Below are 24726 nucleotides of genomic sequence, written 5' to 3'. Positions count from 1 at the left end.
TCAAAAGTACCCCTCGCGCTTCTTCTTTTCCATCGAGCCGGCTTCATCGCGGTCGATCAGGCGGCCCTGCCGTTCGGACGTGCGTGCCGTCAGCATTTCGCCGACGATGGCTTCCAGCGTGTCGGCATCCGATTCGATGGCGCCGGTCAGCGGATAGCAACCCAGCGTGCGGAACCGCACCAGCCTGTTCTCCACTGTCTCGCCGGGGCGCAGTTTCATGCGGTCGTCGTCCCGCAGGATCAGCATGCCGTCGCGTTCCACCACCGGCCGTTCCTTCGCGAAATAGAGCGGCACGATCGGGATACTTTCCTGCAGGATGTACTGCCAGATATCGAGTTCGGTCCAGTTCGACAGCGGAAAGACGCGGATCGATTCACCCGATGCGATGCGGGTGTTGAATATCTTCCACATTTCGGGGCGCTGGTTCTTCGGATCCCACACATGCTGGGCGTTGCGGAACGAAAAGATGCGCTCCTTGGCGCGCGATTTCTCCTCGTCGCGACGAGCGCCGCCAAAGGCCGCATCGAAACCGTATTTGTCGAGCGCCTGGCGCAGCGCCACGGTCTTCATGACATGGGTGTGGGTGTTCGAACCATGGTCGAACGGATTGATGTTGTCGCGCACGCCGTCTTCGTTGACATGAACCAGGAGATCGAAGCCGAGTTTCTGCGCCATCTGATCGCGAAAGGCGATCATCTCGCGGAACTTCCACGTCGTGTCGACGTGAAGAAAGGGGAACGGCGGCTTGGCGGGATAAAACGCCTTCATCGCCAGATGCATCAACACGGATGAATCCTTGCCGACCGAATAGAGCATGACCGGCTTGGCAAAAGCGGCCGCAACCTCACGGAATATATGGATGGACTCGGCTTCAAGCCGCTGAAGATGCGTAAGCGCTGTTGTCATGGGCCGTGGGCGTTCTTTCGTATCTTCCAACAGAAGACCTTGCCTCAAATCATCGAGCTCTTCGCGCCCGGTTCGAGCCTTGTTTCCGGACAATCTTTCTCGTGCCGGCGTTCTAGCAGATCGCCATTGTCAAGAACAATGCAAGACTGGCCCGGCCGCACATGGTTCGAGAATGAATTTTCCACAGATGCCGGCAAACCCGGAAATTCCTGCCCGCAAGCTCAACGGCCCAGAAAACGCGGGGAAAATATTGCTTGAATGGACCAGTGTGCGGCTTTCAAGTGACTTCCTCTGGTCGGCCCGCGCCTGCCGCCGATTTTCGGTGGCAATCTGCCCTATACACTATCGAAAATGGGGGGCAGCCGCTATACCAGCCTCGGGAAGCGGGCAAGTGCATCATGAGGCATGGGCAATTTCGAGGCGAGCGCATTCAACTTCGCTAAACAGATCCGCCGCATGAAACTTGCCGAAGACAGCGAGCCCGAAAATTGACCCGGCTTTCATCCCTGAGACAGCAATTCACGCCTTCGCGGATCAACAACTACTTCTCCATCCTTTGCTTCTTTTTTCCACCGGTTCTGGGATCGGTGGTCAGCTTCGTATTCAATGGCGGAGGCCTTTCGTCAGTCCTGCTGATTGCTTTACGGAAAAGGCGCTTCAACGCCGACCGGCCCATGATCTGGATGACGGTCGCGATCTATGCCTACTGCGCCTCCAATCTCCTGGCTTCCATCGTCAACAATTCGTTCGCCCGGGATGCGCCGCATCTTATCCCGCTGGTGACCTTCCTGTTTTTCCCCGTGTCCTATTCGACCTGGAGCATCACGCAGAAAACCACGCTTGCCCGCATCATCGTGCTTTCCAGCATGGCCGCCTGCTTTGTCGCGCTGCTCATAGCCGTCATCCAGCAATATTGGATTGGCGTCAGGGCCGAGGGGGGAGCTGGAAATCCGATCGTGTTCGCAACCGTCGTCTGCCTTGCCGTGGTCATGTGTGTGGCTGGCGCCTTGTCCGGTATTGAGCAAGCCCGGACACCCCTCTTCTACGCGGCACTGGCCGGGACGATCGCCGTCATCTATTCCGGCTCGCGTATCGTCTGGCTGGCACTGCTGATCACCGGTATCGCCGTCATGCTGATCAACCGGCACAGGCTCAGAGGCAGGAATGCCGTTCGCCTGCTGCTGCTGCTGGCGGCGGTCGGCGTCGTGATCGCCGCTTCCAGCTTCCAGGCGATATCCGGGCGGGTCGACTTTTTGCGCTCCGATTGGGGTGCGCTTGGAGCCAGCGGCAACTACGATACCTCGCTGGGAATACGTGTTGCGCTTTGGGAGATCGGCCTCAAAGCATTCCATGACATGCCACTGTTCGGGCACGGTGTGGGTGCAACCCAGCTTCTGATCAAGCAGGGCTTTCATGAGCAGTTCGCGATGGACACAGGCTTCAACCATTTTCACAACGGCTTCCTGACCGCCTTGGTGCAAGCGGGAATTCTGGGCGCCGTGACGCTGGCGGCGATCTTTATCGTTGCCGCTGGAAATGCCGTCCGGGTCTTGCGAAACAGCAGCGATCCGAGCGAGCGGTTCGGCGCGACCATGATTGTCGTCGTGGTGATCACCTATCTGACGGCCGGAATGACAGGCATCCTGATCGGCCATGACATTCTGGACTCGGTGCTGATGGTCTTCCTGGTGAGCGGAACATATCTCGCCTCCGGCCGCCAGGTTCCATTGTTGGAAGAGCAGGCACCTGCGCCAGTGATGGAAGAGCGAGTAGTCAGCAAAGAGCTGTTTCGGGCAAGACCATGAAGGTTCTGGTCACGGGAGCGACAGGTTTCATCGGGCGTCTTGTCGTGCGCCACCTTCGCGAAGCCGGTGCCGAGCTTCGCCTCGCCTCCCGCCATCCCGAGAGGCTGGGTTCGGAAAACGAGACTGTGCCGATGCCCGGTTTCGACGCGCCGGCCGCCGCCTTCCTGGAACTGACCCGGGATATGACTGACGTCGTCCATTGCGCCGGCCTCAACAATGATCAGGGAAATGCAACCGAAGCCGATTACAGGGCAGTCAATGTGGAATTGAGCGCGCGGCTGGCGCATGCGGCGGCCGCCCAGATAAGCGGACGCTTCATCCATCTCTCCTCGATCCGAGCGGTGATCGGCGCGCATATCAGCGCAACGATCGACGAGGACACGCTTCCTGCCCCACAATGCGCCTATGGACGCTCGAAGCGCGAAGGCGAGATCAAGGTTTTGGACGCCTACGCGTTACACGGCCGCTCGGACGCCGCCGTGTTGCGCCTGCCTCCGGTTTATGGAAGCGGCATGAGGGGAAATCTGGCAACGCTGATGCGCCTTGCCGATACGCCGCTGCCGCTGCCGACGGGTGCCTTGACCGGAATCCGCTCGCTGATGTCTTCCGAAGCCGCGGTGCGAGCAGTGTCGCACCTGCTCAGCCATTCCGGACCGCTTCGCCCGATCTACGTCGGCGCCGATGTGGCGCCGGTCACCGTCGAGGCCATCATCGTCGCCTTTCGCAGAGGTTTGGGGCGGCCTGTGCGCCTGATGGCTGTGCCGGCCGGCCTGATACGGCCGGTCGTGGCCGCGCTCGGCAGGCGGGCGTTCTGGGACAGCCTGACTGCGACACAGATATGCGACCCCGCCCTGCTGGTATCGCAGGGGTGGACGCCTGAAGCTCGCACGGTCGAGCGGCTGGCCGAGCTGGCGCGGCTCGGTAGATCCTGACTTTCTTGCTTGACCATGATCTTTTCCAAAAACCGGCTTCCACTTTTTGGGATCATGGTCTTCGGTAGAGCGTTCCAAACAGGATCCGAAAATCGAGCCAGAACGACGCGGTGCGGAGGTAGGCAGCATCCGTTTCGGCCAAAAGCTCCGGGTTCGACATGTCGATGCCCCTGATCTGGGCCAGGCCTGTTATGCCCGGCAGCGCCGCCAAAACCCCCAGCCGCCTGCGACACTCGATCAATTCCGTTTGGGTCGGCAGGCAGGGGCGCGGCCCAACCAGGCTCATTTCGCCCTTCAGGACGTTCCAGAATTGCGGCAGCTCGTCGAGCTTGAACTTCCGCAAGACCTTCCCGACCGATGTCACGGAATCCACCGGCGCCTCATGCGAGGGCAGTGACGGCGTCCCGACATACATCGTGCGCAACTTGTGGCAGCGAAAAAGCCGACCGTCACGGCCGACCCGCACCTGTGAAAAAATAGCCGGGCCCGGCGACGATGCCCGAACGGCAAGGACGGTGAGCGCCAAGACAGGAGATGTGGCCACCAGCAGCAGAGCCGCACCGGCAATATCGAAGATTTGCTTGGCTGCCTTCATGAACGGCCGATAGTGCTCCCTGCCGAAGTCCCGAGGCAACGCCGCAGGCAAATGCCGTCAATCCGGTCGAAGTAGCATGAGCCGATCTTTTGACCAAGCGTGCCACGCACTCGTGCCAATGTTCAGATGCGCCCCAGGACGAAAGCGAGATAGAGCCCCAGGTTTCCGGAAACGGTCTGCCGATAGACGCCGCTTTGGCGCAAGCCCGCCAAGCGCCGGAAAAGACCGCCGTTGCGCCCGCGGGTGAAAAGGTCGAGGCATGCCGTCGCGTCCTCGGTCAGGAGGTCGCGATTGAGGGCGAGACCGTCGAGGTTGAGGTCTGTCCAGCCGGCGAATTCCCCCTTGAACAGGCGGCCAAGCCGGGAGAACCTTGCTTTCCAGGACACGTTGGCGCCGACCAGGTTCGCCGCGTGCTGCCGGTAGCGCACCAGCGGCCGCGGATCGTAGCGGACGATGCCGCCGGCGGCGGTCACGATGAGATAGGCCCACCAGTCATGGCTGACGAACCCGGTCCGCGTGGAGGCCCTGGCCAGCAGGTCGCGTGCCGCCGCGTTGAGCAGGATGGTGTTGCCGCCGGCGATGCTTTGCACAAGCGCGTTGCGAAAGGATGGCGGCCGGGCAAACAGCGGCGAATGGCCGACAAGACTTCCTGTTTCCGTCATGGTGGCGGTTCGCGAACAAAACATCAGCGGGGTTTTCGCATCCTGGGTCCGCATCCAGCTGATAGCGCTCTCCAGCCTGTCGGTCTCCCAGATATCGTCCTGGTCGCAGAAGGCATAGCAGTCGGCCTCGATGCGTCGGTCGACGATCATGGAGCGGAAATTGGCGGCGAAGCCTTGCCGCGGCCCCTCTACCAGCGTCATCCGACCTTTGGGCCGCCAGCGGGATTTCCATGTCTCGATGATGGCGGTCGTGCCGTCGACGGAGCCATCGTCTGAAATCCACAGGTCGACCAGAGGGTGCGACTGCGCGAGCAGGGACTGCAGCTGTTCATCGATGAAGGCCGCGCCATCCTTCGTGCCCATCAGGACCGCGACGCGCAGATCTGCTTTGCTCACGACCAAGATCGCTTTCTGAATTCTGAACCGGGCCTAGCTCGCCTGCCCGGCCGTTTTCGGGATCGCGTCTTGACGTGCACTTGCCCTGGCCTTCTTGGCGCGGTCGAGACCTGCCAATGCGGCGAGCGCGGCAGCCTTGTCCTGGTTTTTCGCCGACTGCTGCAGGGCCGTGAGCGCGACCTGGACATCCGACCATTCCACGACGTCCGTGCTGAGGCCGAAAACCTTCGAGATGCCGAGTTCTACGAGTTCCTCGTCTTCGCCATGCAGCGTTTCGTGAAGTTTTTCGCCCGGCCTGATGCCGGTGAACCGGATCGCGATGTCCTTGTATGGGCTCTTTCCGGACAAGCGGATCATCGTTTCGGCCACTTCAAGGATCGGCACCGGCTTGCCCATGTCGAGCATATAGACGGCATAATCGTGTCCGCTCTGCCGCGACGCGGCATCGGCCGCCGACATGATGACGAGATCGACGGCTTCGGCCACGGTCATGAAATAGCGCGTCATGCGCCGGTCGGTGATGGTGACGGGCCCCCCAGCCTCGATTTGCGCCTGGAATATGGTCGCCACCGAACCATTGCTGCCGAAGACATTGCCGAACCGCACTGCAATGAACTTGGTGGCCGGGTCACGCCCGCCCGTCTCGCCATGCAAGGCGCTGATGATCTGTTCGGCGGCCCGCTTCGTCATGCCAAGCACTGATGAGGGATCCACCGCCTTGTCGCTCGATATCAGGACAAATTGCGCAACCCCGCACTTGGCGGCAACTTCGGCGCAGACGAGCGTTCCGAAAATGTTGGTTTGAACGGCTGAATCCCAGTTCTCCTCGAGCAGCGGAACATGCTTGAGCGCCGCGGCGTGAAAGATGATGTCCGGCCGGAATTCCGTGACGACACGCGTTATCTGGCGCCGGTCCGCGACATCGACGATGCGGACCTTGAGCCGGTCATGATCCTTTTCGTCAACATACTGGCTCAGCTGGAAAATGCCGAACTCGGAGTTGTCGGCGACCAGCACCGCCTCGGCTCCCAGTTCCAGCGACCGCTTGACCAGCGTCTGGCCGATAGAACCGGCGCCGCCGGTCACCAGAACGCGTTTGCCGCTGACAAAGGCGCCGATGCGCTGGATGTCGGACGCGACCGCCGGACGGCGCAGGATCGTTTCCATCTCAACGGTGTCGAGAACCAGCTTTCCGTGCTGTTCCAACTCCGAAAGGCCTGAGAACTGCACCACATTTATGTCGCCGTGCCGGGCAATGCGCACGAGTTCCGAATAGTCCTCGATTTCGTGCTCGGCGCCGCTGCCGAAAATCAGCAAGTCCAGGCTTTTGGTGCCGGTCGCATAGTCTTCCAGGACATCGATCAGGCGCGGCATGGTCGCCACCACGGGAACACCTTGAATCCGCGTGCCCAACGGTGCGCCGCGCTCGGTCGCCATGATGCCGGCGATGGAATAGTCCGCCGGTTGCGCCGTGCGCGTGAAGCGAATGATCAGGTCGGCCTCGCCGAGCCGGCCAACGAACAACGCGCGCTTGGGCTCAGTATCATCGGACTTGCGGCCAAGAATGCCCCAACTCGCGCCGTCACGCAGGAAGCGGTAGAACAGCCGGGGTGCCGATATTATGGTGAAGGAGACGAGGAAGAAGACGATGAACTGACGCTCGTTGAGCCCCGCCACCGGCCGGTAAAAACGCAGCAGCAGCGACGCCATGTAAAGAGTGAACGTCAAAATCGCGCAGCTCTTCAGGATGTTGAAAAAGTCCGGCGTCGAGGCGAAGCGCCAGACGGTGGTGTAGAGGCCACTGTAGCGGAACAGCAAATGGCTGATGACGACGATGCCCGCCCATGTCGCCAGACCCTCCTTGGAGAGCGCTTCGAACGAAAGATTCGACCGCGAAAGCACGAGGCTGAGTGCCACGGCGACCAGGACCATGACCACGTCCTGGACCATGATGAAGGCGCGCCGCATCTGTGGCCTGAGCCCGAACACAGCTTCTAGGTGGGGATTCATTGGACGGCACTAGACTCCAGGCTCAAGGGCATCAACACCAGCGAGGTGCGAACACGAAGATACTTCGCGACCAATCACCTTACTCAAGTGCCATCCCCAGCCCCCGCCGTCCTGTATCGCATACTGTGGTGGCGAGGGCATAGCCAGAGGTTTTTTCTGGAGAGCGAATAAGTTTGCTGCCGCGTGCCATCGGCCGATGCCCCCTGCTGCCCGCCTCAAAGTCACCGTATTATGATCACAGGAGGATGTCGGTATTTTCAGCATACCGATGCTCCGAACCAAAGGGACCGCCCCAAGTTGACGCTGCAGCCGCAATCAAGACGTTAACCGCGCGCCAGGCCAAAGCATCTTGCCTGGTTGGTGCGCATTGTTGACACTCCCCTCATTCACTTGGAACGACAGGAAATAACCGATGACCCGAGACTGGGATAATTGGGACGTGAGTGGAATCGCTGATGAAATTCAGGCGATCTGGCAGAACTCGCCTATTGAAGATGCCCATCGCCAAGAGCTAGTCGATATTGTTTTGCATCGCGTTACTCTTCCTCCTGAATCTTCCATTCTGGAAGTCGGCTGCGGAACTGGTCTCATTTACGAAAAACTTGTCACCGGCCTGCCGAGTGGCGCCATCTATACGGGCATCGACTCATCTGTGAAAATGCTGGAAAAAGCGAGGGAAGGTTTTCCAACAGGCACATTTCTTTTCGGAGATGGCTACAATCTCGGTTTCGAAGATCACCAATTCGATGTGGTCCTGTGTTTCGAGGTGCTCGGTCATATTCCTGAAATAGAGCAATTCGTAGCCGAACTACTCCGTGTAACAAAGAAGATATGCATCTTCACCACTTGGCCAAGCGACGGTGAAGAAATCGTGGAAAATTATGAAACGATTGGTGGTGTTCAGTTTTTGCACCGACGATATTCAGATGCCTATATTCGAAACGCCATTTGCACCAGGGGGCCGAAGAATCTGGGTGGCACCGAGTCTGTTAGCCTTCGCTCCGGGGGCGAAGCCTACATTGTTGCGCTCCATACTTGACATTCCTAAGCGCGATTTTTGCCCCAACTGCGCTCGCGGTGCACGAGGCAATCAATTGGTGGCTACTCGAACCGAGCGAAAGGGAAACGCTTTAACGCGCCGTAAAGCACCGCTGGGCGCACTACCTCATAGATGGTGACCGGTACGTCCGTGTCGCGCACGAAGACTCTGAGCCGCCATCCTGCCTGAAGATCGAGGACAGGCGTGTTCAACGAAAATTTCGCGGGCAGGCCCACTTCAACGTCGGCGAGGGAGCGCGTCGTGGAGCCCAGAATCTTGGCTTCGCTCGACACGATCTCAATGCCTATGAGCCCCGCCGACGCCCGAACAAGCGGCACGATCCCAAGATGGATGGCCGCGAGGGAGGGAAGCGCGAAATGGACGGTATACTCCCTGTAGGATATGCCCGAGAGATTCTCGCTCAGGCGCAGTTCATCACGTCGCGTCCGGCCGAAGTGCCGGCGGCTGAACAAATCAAGCGGAGCAAAGACGGAGGAAATCATATTCCACATCTCGCTCGACTGCCAAGTGACGGCCCTCGCCAGCCTGAGCGGACGCGAGAAATGCTGGGCTTCCACCTCCGAGTGGAGCCTGGCAATTGTGGAAGCCACACCGGGCTCGAACCTCTCAGGGAGCACACCCAGTAGAGCGCTCGAGATGTCAGTGATCGCCTCGATCGACTTCTCGGACGCCGACCTGCTGAAAGCGCTCCCATAGAGATCCATTAATTCCGCTCGGACATAGCTTGGGCGTCCCAGAATACCTATTGTCCGGTAGGCACTTCGCAACATTTCCGCTCGCCGTGCAGCCGAATACCCTAGAAACTCATTGACGGCATTCGCCAGTTCTTCGGGGGACGCATCCTTGGCGATCAAACCGCTGTAGCGATGCCTGATCACTTCGGATACACCGCCAACGCTAGGCGATACAACAGCGACACCGGATGCCATGGCCTGAAGCATCGCCTGTGGCATGGATTCGTCTAACGCGGATATGAGTAACACGTCGCAGCTTGCATAGAAGCGTTCCGGATCGGAAACGAACCCGTGAAAAATGACGTGGTTTTCCAGATCTTGTTCCGACACATAATCGCGGCAAGCCTTTGCGTAATCGCAGCGGAGATCATCGTAGCCGATCACGTGGACTGTAACCTCATGTCCAGCCTTGCGCAGAAGTAGAGCCGCCTTGATGGCAGCGAGTTGATTCTTGCGAGGCTGCAGCGTTCCCGAGACGACTATCTGCAGCGGATCTTGTAAGGCAAAGTTCCGAGCCTCCCGTGGCGGGAAAAGCGAGAAATAGACGTCGTCGACGGGACAGACAATGCGGCGCACGGGGACCCCCGACGCTTTCTTCCATCGTTCACCATGTGTTGCCGAGGAGCAATGAACTGCGTGGGCGAAGGCTCGTGTATCAGCCCCCTCATAGTATTGGTGAACGCTAGCGACAACTGGAACGCCAAGTTCCAATCCGAGGGCCGTCATGGCTGGCTGCCATGTGGCGAAATGAAGGAGACCTACATCAAACTCGGCTAATTTTTCCGCAATGCGTTGGGCGACCTCCATGTCCATCACATCCCGTGAACGTACTTTGGAGTCGTCGGCGCTATTCATTCCGTGCTGCCAACTTTCCTCCAGCAGGGGGGCATCCTTCGTTGCCTCGCGCCAGAGACGAGCAAACTCCGGTCCAAACCTCTCGTCCTGCCGGATCAAGCCGACAACCCTGAAGCCGTATGAGGATACAAGCGCCGCATGCCGTAGCAAATGAAGCGTTGCCCCTCCCATAGCGGCCTCATGAAAAGCATAGAGAATTGCCTTATCCTTTAAACGCGCATGAACTTCTGTCGCGGCGAGAGCACCATAAAAATCGTAGTATTGGATTTCCGTTGTATAGCAACTTTCGACATATGCTCGTGCCCGCTCCAAGATTTCATCGCGTTGCTCCGCCTTGAGTTTTAGCAGACCTTCAATGGCGTCGGCCCAGTCCTCGGGTCGATTGCGCACTTTGACACAAACCGCATCAGGTAAGCGGCTATAGGGCGCTACATCACTCATCACGCTAATTGCACCGGCGGCGACCGATTCCAACAGTTTGACCGGACTCTTACTCCGTTCTGCGCGTGTATCGCCCGCAAGAGGCGTGAGCGAAAGATCGAAATACGTTCTGCCTAGCTCCGCAAGATAGCTGTCGTAGGAATGCGTGAAAGGCTTGAAATGGACATCGCACTCCAGAGCAGGGAAACTACCCGGATCGATACCCCAGAAATGAAATTCGATTTCATTCTTGTAACGGGACGCGACGCGCTGAAATCCCGGCCAGAGCTTGGCAATGATCGGCCCGCGGAACTTATTGCTAAAAATTGCGATGCGAACCTTTCCAGACCGGTTGTAATCACGACGTTTTATATACCGCTGCTGGATATTCGATTTAAGATGAATTGCATGAGAGTTATACGTTCTGAAATCATCGATGATTTCATCGCTGTATCCGATCACAGCATCAGCGGCGGATATCTGCGCCACTATGCTGCGGTATGCTGGTGTGCCAGGCGCGATAGAGGAATGCTCCGGCCCCACCTCGTGGAAGCGAAGCATGTTGTCATCCATGAGATAGGCACAAGGAACTCTCTTCCGCCCCTTATCAGTCAACAACTTTTCCGCCGGCCCCACAGTACGGTACAGAATGGCGATGTCCGTGTCCGACGTGTCGAAGGATGAAATATCCCGTTCCCTTACGAAGGTGCTGGTGAAGCCTTTCTGGTTTGGAAGCTTCTCGAAATTGCGAATGACCACATCCACAGACGTGCTGTAGTCAGGCTTCGACACCATTATGCGTTTATGTTCCATGGCTCCAGATGCCACTACTGCCAACTCTGAAGGGGTGCAATAGTTGTTGAACCTGGAAACAAACGGCAATGCCTCTTCTCTATAGTATCGGTTTACCTCTGCGATTGAGAATCTATTTCCCCAATTTTCGGCTGAAATCATGTCGTATTGAGCAATATTGGTGGGATTCAGCCGCTGATCTCGAGAAAGCTGAAGGTATTTCAAAGTGCGGGTAAAATCTGCGTGCACATCCCGGCCAAGCGAGTTCTCCATGTTGCCGCGAACGACCGAACACGTCGCATCGACCCATTGGAAGGGAGCCGTTCTTCCGAAACGCAGCCAGAGATCGTAGTCCGAATATCGCCTGGCCACCAAGTGAGGGTCATACATGCCGTGCCTCTCGAAGAGAGCAGCATGGTGGATTACCGAGTTGTTTGCGATATAGTTACCGTGTAGCAGGAGGCTGTAGTTGAACTCCTGCCCCAGTACACGCTGAAAGATCTCGCCTTCGTCCGTCGCGCGATAAGCGTCGCAGCTGCCATAGACGACGCTTGGGTCGGATTGGCGCTCAAGCCACGCCATGCGCACCTTTAAACTGTCCGCCGTCCAAATGTCATCGTCAAACTGGTAGGCAATGTACTTGCCGCGGCCGTGGAGCGCAGCCTGATTCACGCGCATGGCAGGAAGACCACTATTGTACTTATATGAGTGGATGACGATCCGGGAATCGGCAAGCTGGTACTCACTTAGTACATCGGCGGTTCCATCGCGCGAACCATCATCCACAACGATGAGTTCGAAATCGCCATAGCTTTGCGAAAGAACACTATCAATCGAAAGCTGCAACAGCCCGTTCGCACGCGCAAAAGTGGGGAGGATCACCGTAACTTTGGGTACCGACTGCCCTTTGTCGATGCGCCTTATAGAAAGATCGTGGCCACAATCACCGAATTTCATGTTTCCCCCGAAACCCGCATTCCGCGGGCATCACGTATCGTTCTGCTACAGCGGAACCTGATTACCTCTGTGATGACTCGTACTTTGCGATCACATCCTCAGTTCCTCCGTCCATGACGATGCGCCCTTTCTCCAGCCATATTGTCCGGGCACAAAAGCTCTTCAATAGATCAAAGTTGTGAGATGAAAAGACAAGAATCTTGCCTTGCTCCATGAATTCGAACATGCGGTTTTTCGCTTTTTTAGCGAAGCGGATATCGCCGGCTCCCATGACCTCGTCTATAAGTAAAATTTCTGGATTTATGCTAGTCGATACAGCAAACGCGAGGCGGATGAACATCCCCGCCGAATATGTCCGGACGGGATATTTTAGAAACTCCCCAAGCTCGGTGAACTCCTCGATCTCCGGCAGTTTCGCCTCAATCTCGTCGGATGTCATGCCAAGCAGCAACCCACGGATGCGGATATTGTCTCGACCGGTTTGATGCATTTCGAAACCGGTTGCGAACTCGAACATCGGGCAAACATGTCCCTCCGTTTCCGCGATTCCACTGGTCGGCATGTAGATACCCGCCATCACCTTCAACAGAGTGCTCTTGCCTGCCCCGTTGAGGCCAATAAGACCCACCCGCTCGCCCTGTTGGATAGCAACAGTCACGTCGTTCAGAGCCTCGACGGTATAGGCACCAGGAGCCGACTCCCCGCTCCGCTTTCTGGCTAGCCAGCCTATCAGGCCGTCGGTGTTCATGTCGCCGGTAAAACGCACGCCGACGTTCTGTAGTCGTATGAAGTTCTGGGTCACAGGAGAAACACCACTTTCTTGTCCAACCGCGAAGCCACGTACCAGGCAATGCAATACACGATCAGAATATAGCCAAACACAAAACCGTAGGTGGAAAGAGGCGCTAGACTTGCAGTTAGGATTGGATGGCGAACGACTTCAATCAAGTGATAGATCGGATTGACGAGATAAATGAATTCTAGGCCGTGGCTCTTGAGGACGCTGGCTGGAACGACGATTGGGGTCAGATAGAACACTACCTGTAAGACACCAGCCAAAGCATGTGGCAGATCACGGAAGGCGGTACCTAAATAAGCAAAAATAGTTGTGTGTCCCAATAGAGCTATATAAAGCAGCAGAAGACCTGGGATGGCCAACAGCCATCCGGCAAATTCGAAGGTGCCGAGAAAAAGCTGCACGAGAGCCACAGCTGCTAGACCCATTACAAAGTTCATAGCGTTGCTGACGAGCGCCCGCAGGATATAGATTTGCTTGGGATATGAAAACTGCTTGATATAACCTTCGGCACTTACGAAGACCATACCAGCGTCGACCACAGACGCGGAAATCAGCCCCCAGGCGACGAAACCCAGCATCAGGTAGGGGAGAAAAGCCTTCAGGTCTTGCCCGAACATGATGCCATATACGAAACCTATGGCGCCAACGTACAGGCCAAGATTGATAAGGATCCACAATGGACCAATGAACGAACGGCGGTAGCGGCGCTTGACGTCTTGAATGCCGATGAAGAACCAGACGCGATGCAGCAGCAGCGAGCGGATAACATCTCGGAGCAACCTACTCTTGTCCACACTTGAATAGCTATGTTTCATGATTCGCACCGGGTTGCCATTTCGTTTGAATCACGCTGCCATGCTGGGAAATTCCAGCGCTGCGTAATAGCGATCGTCGGCTTCGACCGGCGGGTTGTCGGCGATGGGGACCAAAGTCCACAAGCACTGTGCCAGCTTGCAAGAGATCATACTCCCGGACAGGCTGTCAAGAGCGCACGGAGTACGCCATGAATAATACACTAAACTAACCTCAATATCTTTTTCACAATTCGTTTTGATATCAGATAAATACCCCCAGCTTTATAAGCGACCCAAAAACTTAGCCAATATCTCTCTATATATCTCCAAAATTTCTTTATCTGAATCTTTCCACCCCTGAGCGGCCTGGTATTTATTGAGCGGGCCTCATCAAATCTAATGAATACATCTGCCCACTCTCTGGAAACTACATTCAAATCGTATCGGTTTTTAACATCCTCAAACGCCATCCTCGTCAATATTTCTCGCTCTTGCGGCGACTCCATCATCGCCGAGATTGCCTCTAACCACGAATCTTTCGTATTGGCGACGAGTAACCCGGTCACTGGCGACCTTACAACATCGCTATATGGGGGAATATTGGAATATATTCCTGCTATGCGAAATGCGCCGTATTCGCGATACTTGTTATCGGTCTTACTACGGTTCGCTTCATGATCAATCAGGGGTGCCAAGCCAATTGCCCAATTTCTCGAAGCTTGGAATTTGACGTAGTTATTGTAATCGCCGGTATGTGGAAAGAAACGGACTCTCGCCTCTGTCCTAACTCCCCTTGGAAGAACACCAGCAAACTCGAATACAGCCTTCGGAAACCTCTCTAATATCGGCTCAATAAGTGGCGATATCATTTCCAGATCATCCACTCTGGACGGACTTCCGGCAAAACCTATTCGTGTTTCGTCATTAGAAGACGGAGTTACGTCTTCAACAAGTGAAAAGTCAAAGAATGTTGGGAGAACCTCTATCCGAGTATTATACCTTGATATGAATCTTGCTAGTTCTGAGGAATTTACCATTACGATGGCAGCGTGGGACACCGCAAAATCCAGAGATTTCCTGACAATTGGGTGCCGATAATACAGCGCGAGAGGGTCATCTCCGAGAATGCGCCAGAAATTATCGTCAATATAATAGACATATGACCTGTTGGCGTCGGCCAGCAATTGTGTCCATGATAGAACGTGCGGATCCGCACATCGTACAAACATTGGAATGGTATCCAACGTTATGTCGTCGACATGAAGTTCATTTAGAAATTTTACTTTGTGATCGACGCCATGCACTCGACAGGCCCCCATAATTTGCTCAAGCAAATATGTGGTGGCGATTTTTGCCTCTATTATCATCAGAACATTCGCCATTTAGGCTCACATGACCGCTTGTCTCGGCGGCGAGAGGTTCGGCGTGAAATCGCGCCTGAGGGTCACGAAGGTCGCCCCCGGCCAAAGCCCATGCGGATCAAGCCGCCGGAACGGCCTTCTTCAACGAATCCCTCCCGTGCGTAGAGGCGAATAGCCCTTGAATTTTGCTCCATAACTTCGAGGTAGAGATAGGGCAATTTCATGAATTGCGTGCCGAAGCGGACGATCTCTGCGCAGGAACGAGCAATATAGCCTTTGCCGGCCATTTCTGGTGCGACCAGAAATCGGCCGACTTCGGCTCTCCCGACATCTTCGTCGATATCATAAATTCCACATTGCCCGACCGGGCGCCCACCCACCTCCACCAGGAAGAAAAAGTCGTCATCCTTCTGGAGATAGCTGTTGTACCAGGCGAGATGCTGGTCGAACGCGAGCCTGTCGGATGTCTTGAACCAGACACGTGCGTCGTCGCGGTTGCGCCAGTCGAGGATTGTCTTGAGATCCCGCTCCTCCACGAGCCTCAAGACAATCGTGCCGTCTCCGAAAGGGGCGATTTGCGGTTTCATTGAGCGTATTTGAGAACCAAGTCAGAAATCAGATCGACATCTGCCTTGCTCATACGAAGGTGCAGTGGCAACGAGATGATTTCCTTGCTTGCCGATGCAGCATTCGGGCAAGTGCCGGCTGCGAAAGCGTACATTCGGTAGTCCGTGTTGTCGCGATAGTGAACTCCCGGATAGACGCCGTGCTCGTTGAGGGCAAGCATCAGATTGTCTCGGTTCTGAATCCGTATCTGGAGAAGATGCTGGGCAGACTCACACCCTGGCGCTGTAGGCACGACATTGACGTGATTGTGGCCATCCAGATGCTGGCGGTACCACATCGCTAGCTGGCGTCGAAAGGAATTGTCGACGTCGAGATATTTGAGCTGGACAATGGCAATCGCGGCCATGATCGAGTTGCCGTGATATTTATGCCCGATCTCCTCGACGTCATACATCCATTTATACGCCCCCTGGGCAGCAGTACGGGCGTAGGTATCCTTGTTGATGCCCAGCCAGGTGAGCTTGCGAACACGCTCATCATCCTCTGCTTCCTTGAAGCAGATCATTCCAGAATCGGCGGTTGGAAGATTTTTCACCGCCTGAAAACTGAATACCGATGCGTCAGCATCACCGCCAATGTGCCTACCGTCGACACGGGTGCCTGACATGTGGGCCGCGTCGAGCACCAGCCTGATGTCGCGCGCGCGGCAAATCTCCAGTATCTTCTGATACTGGCCAACGTTGCCCCCCATCCCGACGAATATCAGCGCCTTCGTTTTGTCAGTGATCCGCTCAAGGACGCTTTGGGGGTCAAGGCAAAGATACTCGTCAACATCGGCGAAGACTGGCTTGAGGCCAGCGTACAGAATAGCATGATTTGTCGAAACAAACGTCAGCGGCGTTGTGATGACCTCACTCTCGTCGTCCCACCCGTATTTGGACTTGAACAGCTGAAACGCCAGGTGAAGTCCGACCGTGTTTGAGTTCAGAAAATGGGCGTGTGGGAGACCCGTATAGGTCTTCCAGGCTGTTTCAAATTCGGCGGTTTTGAAGCCTAGCCCGGTCCATCCTTTTTCCAGGCACTCACGGATTCCCGCAAGACATTCTTCGATGCGGAAACTCGGTACGAATAACTGAACGCTCATCAAAAACTCTCCGTGGCGGTGGCGGTCACACGTTGCTGGCGTGTCCCGTCTGACCATCCAGGAGACGAGATACGATTTCTTTTGCCGATTGCTGCCATTCCGGCGCTGTCCAACCATAGGTCGCGGTGAACTTAGCCGTAGACAACCGTGAATTGGCGGGGCGGCGCGCCTTGGTCGGATAGTCCATCGTAGCAATGTCCCGTACCCGCGCCCAAGGGCCACCAAACACGCGGCTTGTGTCCAGGATATGGCGGGCAAAGCCGCTCCAGTTGGTCTCGCCCGTGCCGGCCAGATGATAGATGCCGAACGCGGCGGAACCCTTGTTTTCGTGCAACATCGTCGCCGCATGCAGGATTGCGTCGGCGATATCAATCGCGGAGGTGGGATTTCCCCACTGATCGGCCACCACCGCGATCTCGTCGCGGTCGTTGGCAAGCTTCAGCATGGTCTTGACGAAATTCCGGCTGAACGGGCTGTATGCCCATGCAGTACGAAGAATGAGATGGCGCGGGTTGGCCGCGGCCACCGCTTGTTCGCCGGCGAGCTTGGAAACGCCATATGCGTTGCGCGGCGCGGTCTCGTCGGTCTCTTCATAGGCGCCGGCCTTGGTGCCGTCGAAGACATAGTCGGTCGAAAGATGGATGACGGGAACGCCCAGGCAGGCCGCGGCTTGCGCCACCTTGCCGGCGCCGACGGCGTTCACCGCGAATGCCAGATCGGGCTCGTCCTCGGCCTGATCCACCGCCGTGTAGGCGGCAGCCGACACGACGATATCAGGCTTCGCGGCCGCGATCGCTTCGATCACGGTGTCGGGTCTTGAAAGGTCGAGTTGCGGACGGCCAATGGCGATAACCTCAACGCCGGCGGCCGCCTGGCCGGCCTCCAGGAGGCTTGCCGCGACCTGTCCGTCGCGTCCGGTGACAACCAGCCTCACGCTGCCCCCTTGCGCGCTTCGCCCAGCCGCTCGCCGGCGTAGCGCTGTTCGCGGATCGGTCCCCACCACCATGTGTTGTCGAGAAACCAATCGACGGTCTTGGCGAGGCCGCTGTCGAAATTCTCATTGGGCGCCCAGCCCAGGTCCCGGCCTATCTTCGAGGCGTCGATGGCATAGCGGCGATCGTGACCGGGGCGGTCGGTGACGAAGGAAATCAGGTCGCGATAGGTCTTGCCCCCTGCCCGGGGCCGCCTGCTGTCGAGGAGATCGCAGATCGTCTCGACGACGCCAAGGTTCGTCCGCTCGGAATTGCCGCCGACATTGTAGCTTTCGCCCGGCAGCCCCTTGGTCGCGACAAGTTCCAGCGCGCGCGCGTGATCCTCGACGAACAGCCAGTCGCGCACATTGGCGCCGGCGCCATAGACCGGCAGCGGCTTTTCATCGAGCGCATTGAGGATGACCAGCGGGATCAGCTTTTCGGGAAAGTGATAGGGTCCGTAATTGTTCGAGCAATTGGAAAGCACGACCGGCAGGCCATAGGTTTCGTGCCAGGCCCGCACCAGATGGTCCGAGGCCGCTTTCGAGGCGGAATAGGGCGAGGATGGGGCGTAGGGCGTTTCCTCGACGAACATGCCGCCATCGAAGGGAAGATCGCCGAACACCTCGTCAGTCGAGACATGATGGAAGCGGAAATGGCTCTTCCTGTCTTCGGGCAGGCCGCGCCAGTATTCCAGCGCGGCATTGAGCATCTTGTAGGTGCCGACGATGTTGGTTTCGATGAAGGTGCCCGGCCCATCGATCGAGCGGTCGACATGGCTCTCGGCGGCAAGGTTCATGACGATGTCGATATCGTCGCGCCGGAGGATGTCGAGCACCGCCTTTTCGTCGCAGATATCGGCCTGCGCGAAGCGATAATTGTGTGCGTTCTCGATCGGCCGCAGCGAGGCGAGGTTTCCCGCATAGGTGAGCTTGTCGAGATTGGTCACCCGATAGGCCGGGTTGGCGCACAAATGCCGGCACACCGCCGAACCGATAAAGCCCGCACCGCCCGTCACCAGAAAATTCATGCCGCTGTCCTCACATAACCCATCAGGCGAACACCTCGGCGGCGGCCAGCAGCGGCGCCTTGAGGTCCTTGTCCGAGAGTTGGAACCCGCCGGTCAATGACGGCCATTCGATGCCGATGGCGGGATCGTCGAAACGGATCGACCGGTCATGCGCCTGCGAATAGGTGTCGGTCACCTTATACAGGACCTCGGTGTCAGGCACGAGCGTCACGAAGCCGTGCGCGAAGCCTTTCGGCACCAGAATCTGGTTGCCCTTCTCGGCCGACACTTCGAGAGCGACCCATTTTCCGAAGGTTTTCGAACCGCGGCGAATGTCGACCGCGACATCGAGAATGCTGCCCCGGATGACGCGCAGCAGCTTGTCCTGGGCGCGCGGCGCAAGCTGATAATGAAGCCCTCGCAAGACGCCCGCCGCGGCGGAATAGGAATGATTGTCCTGCACGAAAGCCAGGTCTATGCCGGCCTGCGAAAAGCGCTCGGCATTGTAGGTTTCCACGAAGAAGCCGCGCGCGTCGCCATGTCGCTTCGGCACGATTTCCAGCACGCCATCGATGCCAAGGGGCCTGACCTCCAACGCCTAGCCCTCCGACAGGTCGACGACACGCCGGCGCAAATAGGCGGCATATTCATTCTTGCCCAAATGGTCGGCGCGACGCAGAACCTGGTCCACTGTCAGCCAACCCTGTTCAAAGGCGATCTCTTCGGGACAGGCGACCTTGATGCCCTGGCGGTGCTCGATGGTGCGCACGAATGACGAGGCCTCATGCAGGCTGTCATGCGTGCCGGTGTCGAGCCAGGCAAAGCCACGCCCCAACCGATGCACATGCAACTGGCCGCGTTCGAGGTAGACGTTGTTGACCGCCGTGATCTCGAGTTCGCCGCGCGCCGAGGGACGGATAGCAGGGGCGATGTCGACGACGTCGTTGTCATAGAAGTAGAGACCGGTGACCGCCCAGTTGGATTTCGGCACCTGCGGCTTTTCCTCGATCGTCAGCGCCGTTCCCGTGGCCTTGTCGAAGGAAACCACGCCATAACGCTGGGGATCCTCGACATGATAGGCGAACACCGAAGCGCCCTTTTCGCGCGAGGCAGCGTCGCGGCAAAGCTGCGACAGCCCATCGCCGAAATAGATGTTGTCGCCGAGGATCATCGACACGTTGTCCTTGCCGATGAAATTGCGGCCGATGATGAAGGCTTCCGCCAGCCCGTTGGGCTGCGGTTGCTCAGCATAGGACAGGTCGAGGCCGAACTCCGATCCATCGCCAAGCAGTTCGCGAAAAACCGGCAGGTCGCGCGGCGTCGAAATGATCAGAATTTCCCGGATACCCGCGAGCATCAGAACGCTCAGCGGATAATAGATCATCGGCTTGTCGTATATCGGCAGAATTTGCTTAGAGACGGCTAATGTTAGTGGATAAAGACGCGTTCCACTGCCTCCAGCAAGGATAATTCCTTTCAAGAAGCTCTCCTCGACATGCCTGAACCCCCCGGCCCCAGCCGCCCGTGCTTAGGTTCCATGCAGTGGCTTGTCAATCTCGGCGTCCGGCAAACGACCGGACCAGATTTCGGCAGCCCCCCCATAGCCCATCCAGGCAAATCCAGTCTCTCATCTTGCCAGAGCCGACGGCCTGACGGGAACAAGCAGATTGTCATCTAGAACCTCGGTCGACTCGCCTCTTTGGCTCAGCCGCTCAGGGAATCCCTTGTGAAAGATAATGCCATTCATATAGGCGAAAGTCATCGCAAGCGCCGCCGTTCGCAAGGGATAATCGACCAGAGAATGAACGAGAAGAAACGATACTGAGAGAAACGCCATTTTCTGCAGCGGATCTCGCCGTGCCGTAACGGAAAACGCAAAAAGCAATATCGAGTAGGCTGCGACCAGAAAGACAACAGGCGCGCCACCTTCAAGTGCCAATTCCAGATAATCATTGTGGGCGTGATTGACGTAGGGCTTGAAGATCATCTCTCCCTTTTCGTAAATCTGGTAGACTTTCGGGAAACTGCCAAAGCCCACGCCCGTCGCCCAATTCTCTTCAATTCCCGCGATTGTCGTGCGGGCAAATTCGGCCCGTCCAAAGGCCGGGTCAACCACTTCCGCATCGATCTTTGTCCACGCCCCGATGGTGTAAAGCGAAAGCCCGATGAAGACAGCCGGTATTCCATACCCACCCAGCCTCGAGCGCGCGGACAGAAAGACAACCGATATTATTGTGATCGCCAGCCCTATCAGAATACCGGCGCGCGAACCGGCGGCCAGAAGCAGCAGCAGCAGCGTTATCAAACCGAGCGACCCGGATAGAAGGTGCCCGCGAAACAGGCCGTAGTAGACGACGAAGGGGATGGAGACGAAGAGCAAAGCTGAAAAATGGTTCTGGTTGGCAAACAGTCCCGCATTGATCGTGAACGGCAGCAAACCCTGTATGGCAACCGTATCGGAGAGCGAATACTGGATCGCCGCAGCCAATCCGTTACAGATGACACCCATGAAAAAGAAGGGCAGAAGGCCGTAGACCTGATCTGGGCGCAGGCGGGTGACGCTCAGAAAGAATGCAGCCATCGCCACGAAATACAACAGACACTCGATCGTACGTCCCACGCCGACACTGACGAAGCGCAGCCCGGTTTCACCGCTCAGCCATGGATTTGTGCCGCAGACTTAGAGCCTCTATCGCTTATTTCGGCCGTACCAAGTTCCCTTGCCGGTTCCATGTTGAGCCAGATGGTTCGCTTCCACCAGAGCGGCTAGGTGTTTTTTGACGGTGTTTCGGTTTGCGCCTGTCAGGTTGACGATCTCGCTGATGGTTATGCGCCCGCGGTCCTTGATGGCTTCAACAATCTGAAAAGAGAGTTCGGGCAAAGTGCCGAGCACAAGGCGTTCCCGCTCGATTTTTTTCTCAAGCCGCCGCTTTTGCTGTTGAAGAGCGCGCAGGAAATACACAGCCCATGGCTGCCAATTGGGGTTCGGGCTGCGGATCGTCTTCTGGGTCAGGCGTAGCGCCAGATAGTAGCCTTCCTTGCTGTTCTCAATCACGCTTTCGAGGGAAGAGTAAGGCACATACGCATATCCGTTGCGCATCAGCAGGAGCGTCGTCAGAACGCGCGACAGCCGTCCATTCCCGTCCTGGAATGGGTGTATCTCCAGAAACACCACCGTGAAGATTGCGACGACGAGCAGAGGGTGCAGGCTTTGCTCGCTGAGTGTGTTGCGAGTCCACTCGACAAGCTCCTTCATCCGCTTGGGTGTATCGAAGCGCGTCGCCGTTTCGAAGATGACGCCAATCTCTTTCCCCTTGGCATCGAACGCACTGACATTATTGGCGAGTGTCTTATATGCACCGCGATGGCGTTCATCCTTGTTGCTGAACGCCAGCAGGTCACGGTGTAGTTGTGTCAGGTGGTTTTCGGTCAGATCAATCGCATCGAAATGCGCGAAGATCATTTCTATGACCTGTGCATATCCGGCGACTTCCTGCTCGTCTCGGGATTCAAAGAATTTGATGTCGAGGTTGGCGAGCAGCCGCTCTACTTCGCCGTCAGTGAGCCTGCTTCCTTCGATACGGGTAGAAGAGCCAATGCTCTCGATGGTCGCAACGCGGCGCAGAGCCGATAGGCGCTGTGGCGCGAGCGCTCCCAGCGCTCGCCAAGCCCCTTTGAATTCATCGATCTCCGAGACCAAGGCAAGGATTTCGGGGGTGATTTGCAAGGAACCTATCTTCAGAGCCATACCCAAAAAGATACCCAAAAATACCCAAAACTCAAGCGCCCCCCAGGCCCGCCGCTCCCGAAAGGTGGCGGGGTTTCTTGTTGTCCCGGAACCGAAAACGATGGGGCTAGTTAGAATGCGGCCCATATCGCGTCACGCTGAATTCGGCCCGGCAAACTGGTGCAGCATGCCGTCGACCTCGATACGCAAGTTCGACTATGAGCCGAACACCAGGATTCTCTCGGTCTGGTTTGTAGCCAGCGGGAAGCACTATGAGTTTTTGGACGTACCGGTTGAGACCTTCACCGCGTTCAAAGCTGCCTTTGCCAAGGGCCGATATTTCAACGACCACGTCCGCAATCGCTACCCATTCCGGCTCGTGACATAGAGCTCCAGTTCCAACGGCTCATGTTGGGGCTGATCGTGCCAAGCGACCTGGCGGAAGTCACGCATGTCGAGCCGCTGGCCGCATACCGGGCAAATCATGAAATTCTCTTGATCGTCGGCAGGCTCGCCGTCGTGCTGCTTGCCGGGAATCGGCGGGCCAAGGTCGGATAGTTTCGTCACAGCTATCAAACATTCAATTCGTCTAAAATGTTCCGGAACCATTTTAGCGCGCGCTAATTGAATCGCACTATGCGAGTCAGCGCATGCCTCTGAAGTTCATCAAGCCAATGGAGCCCGAGCTGGTCGACAGGCCACCGCAAGGCGACGAATGGCTTCATGAGATCAAATTCGACGGGTATCGGACCCAGATTATCAAGGATGAAAACGGGATCCGGCTGTTCACCAAGAACGGATACGATTGGACCGGCCGCTATATCGAACTTGCCGGAGAGGCGGAGGCGATCGAGGCGGAAAGTTTCATCATCGACGGCGAGGCAATCACCGTCAACGAGGCCGGCCTGTCCGACTTCCACGCCCTGCAATCAGCCGTCACCCGCCGTAAGCCGTCGCGCGACTTGTATTTGGTGGCGTTCGATCTCCTGCACCTGAACGGGCATGATTTGCGCAACATGCCGGTGGAAGACCGCCGCGAAATCCTGCAGGCACTGATTCCAGCCGTCGGCCGCATTCAGGTCAGCAAAGCCATGCCCGGCACCGGCGACGCGGTTTATCACCTGGTCGACAAGGCGGGGCTCGAGGGCATGGTCTCGAAGCGCAAGGACAGCATCTACCGTAGCGGGCCGACGATGAACTGGCGCAAGATCAAGTGCTATGCCGAAAAGGAAATGGACATCATTGGCGTGCAGCGCGAGGCCGGAAAGCCCGCAATGGTGCTTATGGCCGACAAGGGCCAATATGCCGGCGGCGCGTTCGTTGCCTTTAAAGCCGACAAGCGTCGGCGACTATGGGATCGTGTTCAAGGGAAGGTCGGGGGACCAGTTCCGATCGGTCTAAAGAAGGAAAAGGCCGAATGGCTGAAGCCTGGTCTCGTCGGCCGCGTCAGGTTCCTGAAGGGCGAGGAAAGGCTACGCCATGCGAAGCTGCTCGATTACCGAGAGGAGGAATGACTAACGCTGGCGACGAGGGCTCCCCCTGCGGAACAGAACCGTGTGCCTGGCGTTGTGCGGAACATCGGCACGTCTAGGAGAAACGGCATGGTGGCGCCACGCGCGGTCTGGAAGGGATTTCTGAGGGTTGGTTCCGTGTCATGCGGGGTGAAGATAGTTGGTGCCACAAGCGAGGCATCCAAGATCCACTTCAAGATTTTGAACCGCAAAGACGGTTTACCCGTCAAAAGCGCCTATGTCGATGAAGAGACTGGCGACGTTGTCGAAGCCGAGGATCAGATCAAAGGGTATGAGGCGGACAAGGATGATTTCATCCACGTCGAGCCGGACGAGATCAAGAAACTGAAACTGACGTCGCAGCATACACTTGACGTCGATTCCTTCGTTCCGGTTGCCGAGATCGACACACGTTATCTGGAAAAACCATACTACTTGATCCCGGCAGATGGCGCCTCCCTGGAGGCCTTTGCCGTCCTGCGCGATGCGATGGCGAAGAAGCGCGTCGCGGCACGCTCCTGCGTCGTACTCTATCAGCGCGGGCGGGAAGTGTTGATACAGCCGTTTGAAAAAGGGATGCTGCTGACCGAGTTGCGCACCCACAATGAGATGACGTCGGAAGATACCGTCTTCGACGATGTGAAGAGCCCGAAATACGATGCGGATTTGCTCGAAATCGCGGGGCTCCTTATCGACAAGAAGGTGACGAAGTTCGATCC

At 57.0% G+C, this 24726-nt stretch carries 23 protein-coding genes; 7 read left to right on the top strand and 16 right to left on the bottom strand.

Annotated elements, in window-relative coordinates; genetic code table 11:
- Positions 1-906, bottom strand: coding sequence for a sulfate adenylyltransferase subunit CysD (cysD, locus tag NKJ11_RS16380; RefSeq protein ID WP_023808519.1), 906 nt, complete (start codon positions 904-906; stop codon positions 1-3).
- A gap of 488 nt (positions 907-1394) precedes the next feature.
- Here cysD and NKJ11_RS16375 point away from each other — a divergent pair, with 488 nt between their 5' ends.
- On the top strand, positions 1395-2711 hold the full coding sequence (locus tag NKJ11_RS16375) for an O-antigen ligase family protein (protein WP_352628724.1): 1317 nt from the start codon (positions 1395-1397) through the stop codon (positions 2709-2711).
- Positions 2708-3643, top strand: a complete 936-nt coding sequence (locus NKJ11_RS16370) for an NAD-dependent epimerase/dehydratase family protein (protein WP_352793791.1) — start codon at positions 2708-2710, stop codon at positions 3641-3643. The genes NKJ11_RS16375 and NKJ11_RS16370 overlap by 4 nt, the downstream gene beginning before the upstream one ends.
- A 52-nt stretch (positions 3644-3695) precedes the next feature.
- On the opposite strand, the gene NKJ11_RS16365 is transcribed toward NKJ11_RS16370, so the two are convergent.
- The 3 genes from NKJ11_RS16365 to NKJ11_RS16355 all read right to left on the bottom strand — a co-directional run bounded on the left by NKJ11_RS16365 (position 3696) and on the right by NKJ11_RS16355 (position 7306).
- The gene (locus NKJ11_RS16365; RefSeq protein WP_352793790.1) at positions 3696-4238 is read right to left on the bottom strand and encodes a sugar transferase; all 543 of its coding nucleotides are present in this window, start codon (positions 4236-4238) and stop codon (positions 3696-3698) included.
- A gap of 122 nt (positions 4239-4360) precedes the next feature.
- Positions 4361-5296, bottom strand: coding sequence for a glycosyltransferase family 2 protein (locus tag NKJ11_RS16360; protein WP_352793789.1), 936 nt, complete (start codon positions 5294-5296; stop codon positions 4361-4363).
- Between the two features lie 33 nt (positions 5297-5329).
- Complete coding sequence (locus tag NKJ11_RS16355) at positions 5330-7306, bottom strand: SDR family NAD(P)-dependent oxidoreductase (RefSeq protein ID WP_352793788.1); 1977 nt, start codon at positions 7304-7306, stop codon at positions 5330-5332.
- A gap of 412 nt (positions 7307-7718) precedes the next feature.
- Between NKJ11_RS16355 and NKJ11_RS16350 the strand changes: the two genes are divergently transcribed.
- Entirely contained in the window at positions 7719-8345 is a 627-nt protein-coding gene (locus NKJ11_RS16350) for a class I SAM-dependent methyltransferase (protein WP_352793787.1), read from the top strand.
- 62 nt (positions 8346-8407) lie between these two features.
- On the opposite strand, the gene NKJ11_RS16345 is transcribed toward NKJ11_RS16350, so the two are convergent.
- The 12 genes from NKJ11_RS16345 to NKJ11_RS16290 form a co-directional block, all read right to left on the bottom strand.
- A complete protein-coding gene (locus NKJ11_RS16345) occupies positions 8408-12124 on the bottom strand; it encodes a glycosyltransferase (protein WP_352793786.1) in 3717 nt (1238 codons plus the stop codon).
- Positions 12125-12185: 61 nt separating this feature from the next.
- On the bottom strand, positions 12186-12926 hold the full coding sequence (locus NKJ11_RS16340) for an ABC transporter ATP-binding protein (RefSeq protein WP_352793785.1): 741 nt from the start codon (positions 12924-12926) through the stop codon (positions 12186-12188).
- On the bottom strand, positions 12923-13738 hold the full coding sequence (locus NKJ11_RS16335; RefSeq protein WP_352793784.1) for an ABC transporter permease: 816 nt from the start codon (positions 13736-13738) through the stop codon (positions 12923-12925). The genes NKJ11_RS16340 and NKJ11_RS16335 overlap by 4 nt, the downstream gene beginning before the upstream one ends.
- Positions 13739-13938: 200 nt before the next feature.
- Positions 13939-15099 (bottom strand): glycosyltransferase family protein, encoded by a 1161-nt coding sequence (locus tag NKJ11_RS16330; RefSeq protein ID WP_352793783.1) that lies wholly within the window; start codon positions 15097-15099, stop codon positions 13939-13941.
- Positions 15100-15161: 62 nt separating this feature from the next.
- Positions 15162-15665 (bottom strand): GNAT family N-acetyltransferase, encoded by a 504-nt coding sequence (locus tag NKJ11_RS16325; RefSeq protein WP_292335901.1) that lies wholly within the window; start codon positions 15663-15665, stop codon positions 15162-15164.
- Positions 15662-16789 carry a DegT/DnrJ/EryC1/StrS family aminotransferase gene (locus NKJ11_RS16320; RefSeq protein ID WP_352793782.1) on the bottom strand — a complete coding sequence of 376 codons (1128 nt, stop codon included), beginning with the start codon at positions 16787-16789 and terminating at the stop codon, positions 15662-15664. The genes NKJ11_RS16325 and NKJ11_RS16320 overlap by 4 nt, the downstream gene beginning before the upstream one ends.
- A gap of 25 nt (positions 16790-16814) precedes the next feature.
- Complete coding sequence (gene rfbD / locus NKJ11_RS16315) at positions 16815-17723, bottom strand: dTDP-4-dehydrorhamnose reductase (protein WP_352793781.1); 909 nt, start codon at positions 17721-17723, stop codon at positions 16815-16817.
- Positions 17720-18790: a dTDP-glucose 4,6-dehydratase gene (gene rfbB, locus NKJ11_RS16310; protein ID WP_352793779.1), complete on the bottom strand. Its 1071-nt coding sequence runs from the start codon at positions 18788-18790 to the stop codon at positions 17720-17722. The genes rfbD and rfbB overlap by 4 nt, the downstream gene beginning before the upstream one ends.
- A 22-nt stretch (positions 18791-18812) precedes the next feature.
- Positions 18813-19364 (bottom strand): dTDP-4-dehydrorhamnose 3,5-epimerase, encoded by a 552-nt coding sequence (gene rfbC, locus NKJ11_RS16305; protein WP_263484917.1) that lies wholly within the window; start codon positions 19362-19364, stop codon positions 18813-18815.
- Positions 19365-19367: 3 nt separating this feature from the next.
- The gene (gene rfbA, locus NKJ11_RS16300; RefSeq protein WP_352793777.1) at positions 19368-20249 is read right to left on the bottom strand and encodes a glucose-1-phosphate thymidylyltransferase RfbA; all 882 of its coding nucleotides are present in this window, start codon (positions 20247-20249) and stop codon (positions 19368-19370) included.
- Positions 20250-20396: 147 nt separating this feature from the next.
- Entirely contained in the window at positions 20397-21356 is a 960-nt protein-coding gene (locus NKJ11_RS16295; RefSeq protein ID WP_352793827.1) for an O-antigen ligase family protein, read from the bottom strand.
- Between the two features lie 102 nt (positions 21357-21458).
- Positions 21459-22643 (bottom strand): Fic family protein, encoded by a 1185-nt coding sequence (locus NKJ11_RS16290; RefSeq protein ID WP_352793776.1) that lies wholly within the window; start codon positions 22641-22643, stop codon positions 21459-21461.
- Between NKJ11_RS16290 and NKJ11_RS16285 the strand changes: the two genes are divergently transcribed.
- From NKJ11_RS16285 to ku, 4 genes are all read left to right on the top strand, one after another.
- Entirely contained in the window at positions 22618-22884 is a 267-nt protein-coding gene (locus NKJ11_RS16285; protein ID WP_352677167.1) for a KTSC domain-containing protein, read from the top strand. The two genes, NKJ11_RS16290 and NKJ11_RS16285, sit on opposite strands and share 26 nt — an antisense overlap.
- A gap of 35 nt (positions 22885-22919) precedes the next feature.
- Complete coding sequence (locus NKJ11_RS16280) at positions 22920-23054, top strand: hypothetical protein (protein WP_352550755.1); 135 nt, start codon at positions 22920-22922, stop codon at positions 23052-23054.
- A gap of 92 nt (positions 23055-23146) precedes the next feature.
- The gene (locus NKJ11_RS16275; RefSeq protein ID WP_352793774.1) at positions 23147-24010 is read left to right on the top strand and encodes an ATP-dependent DNA ligase; all 864 of its coding nucleotides are present in this window, start codon (positions 23147-23149) and stop codon (positions 24008-24010) included.
- 87 nt (positions 24011-24097) lie between these two features.
- Positions 24098-24726, top strand: a 629-nt coding sequence (ku, locus tag NKJ11_RS16270) for a non-homologous end joining protein Ku (RefSeq protein WP_352793772.1), incomplete at its 3' end; no start/stop codon positions are given.

It is taken from the genome of Mesorhizobium sp. M0243 (assembly GCF_040321775.1).
GTDB lineage: Bacteria > Pseudomonadota > Alphaproteobacteria > Rhizobiales > Rhizobiaceae > Mesorhizobium.
This window is presented reverse-complemented; position numbering and strand designations above follow the sequence as displayed.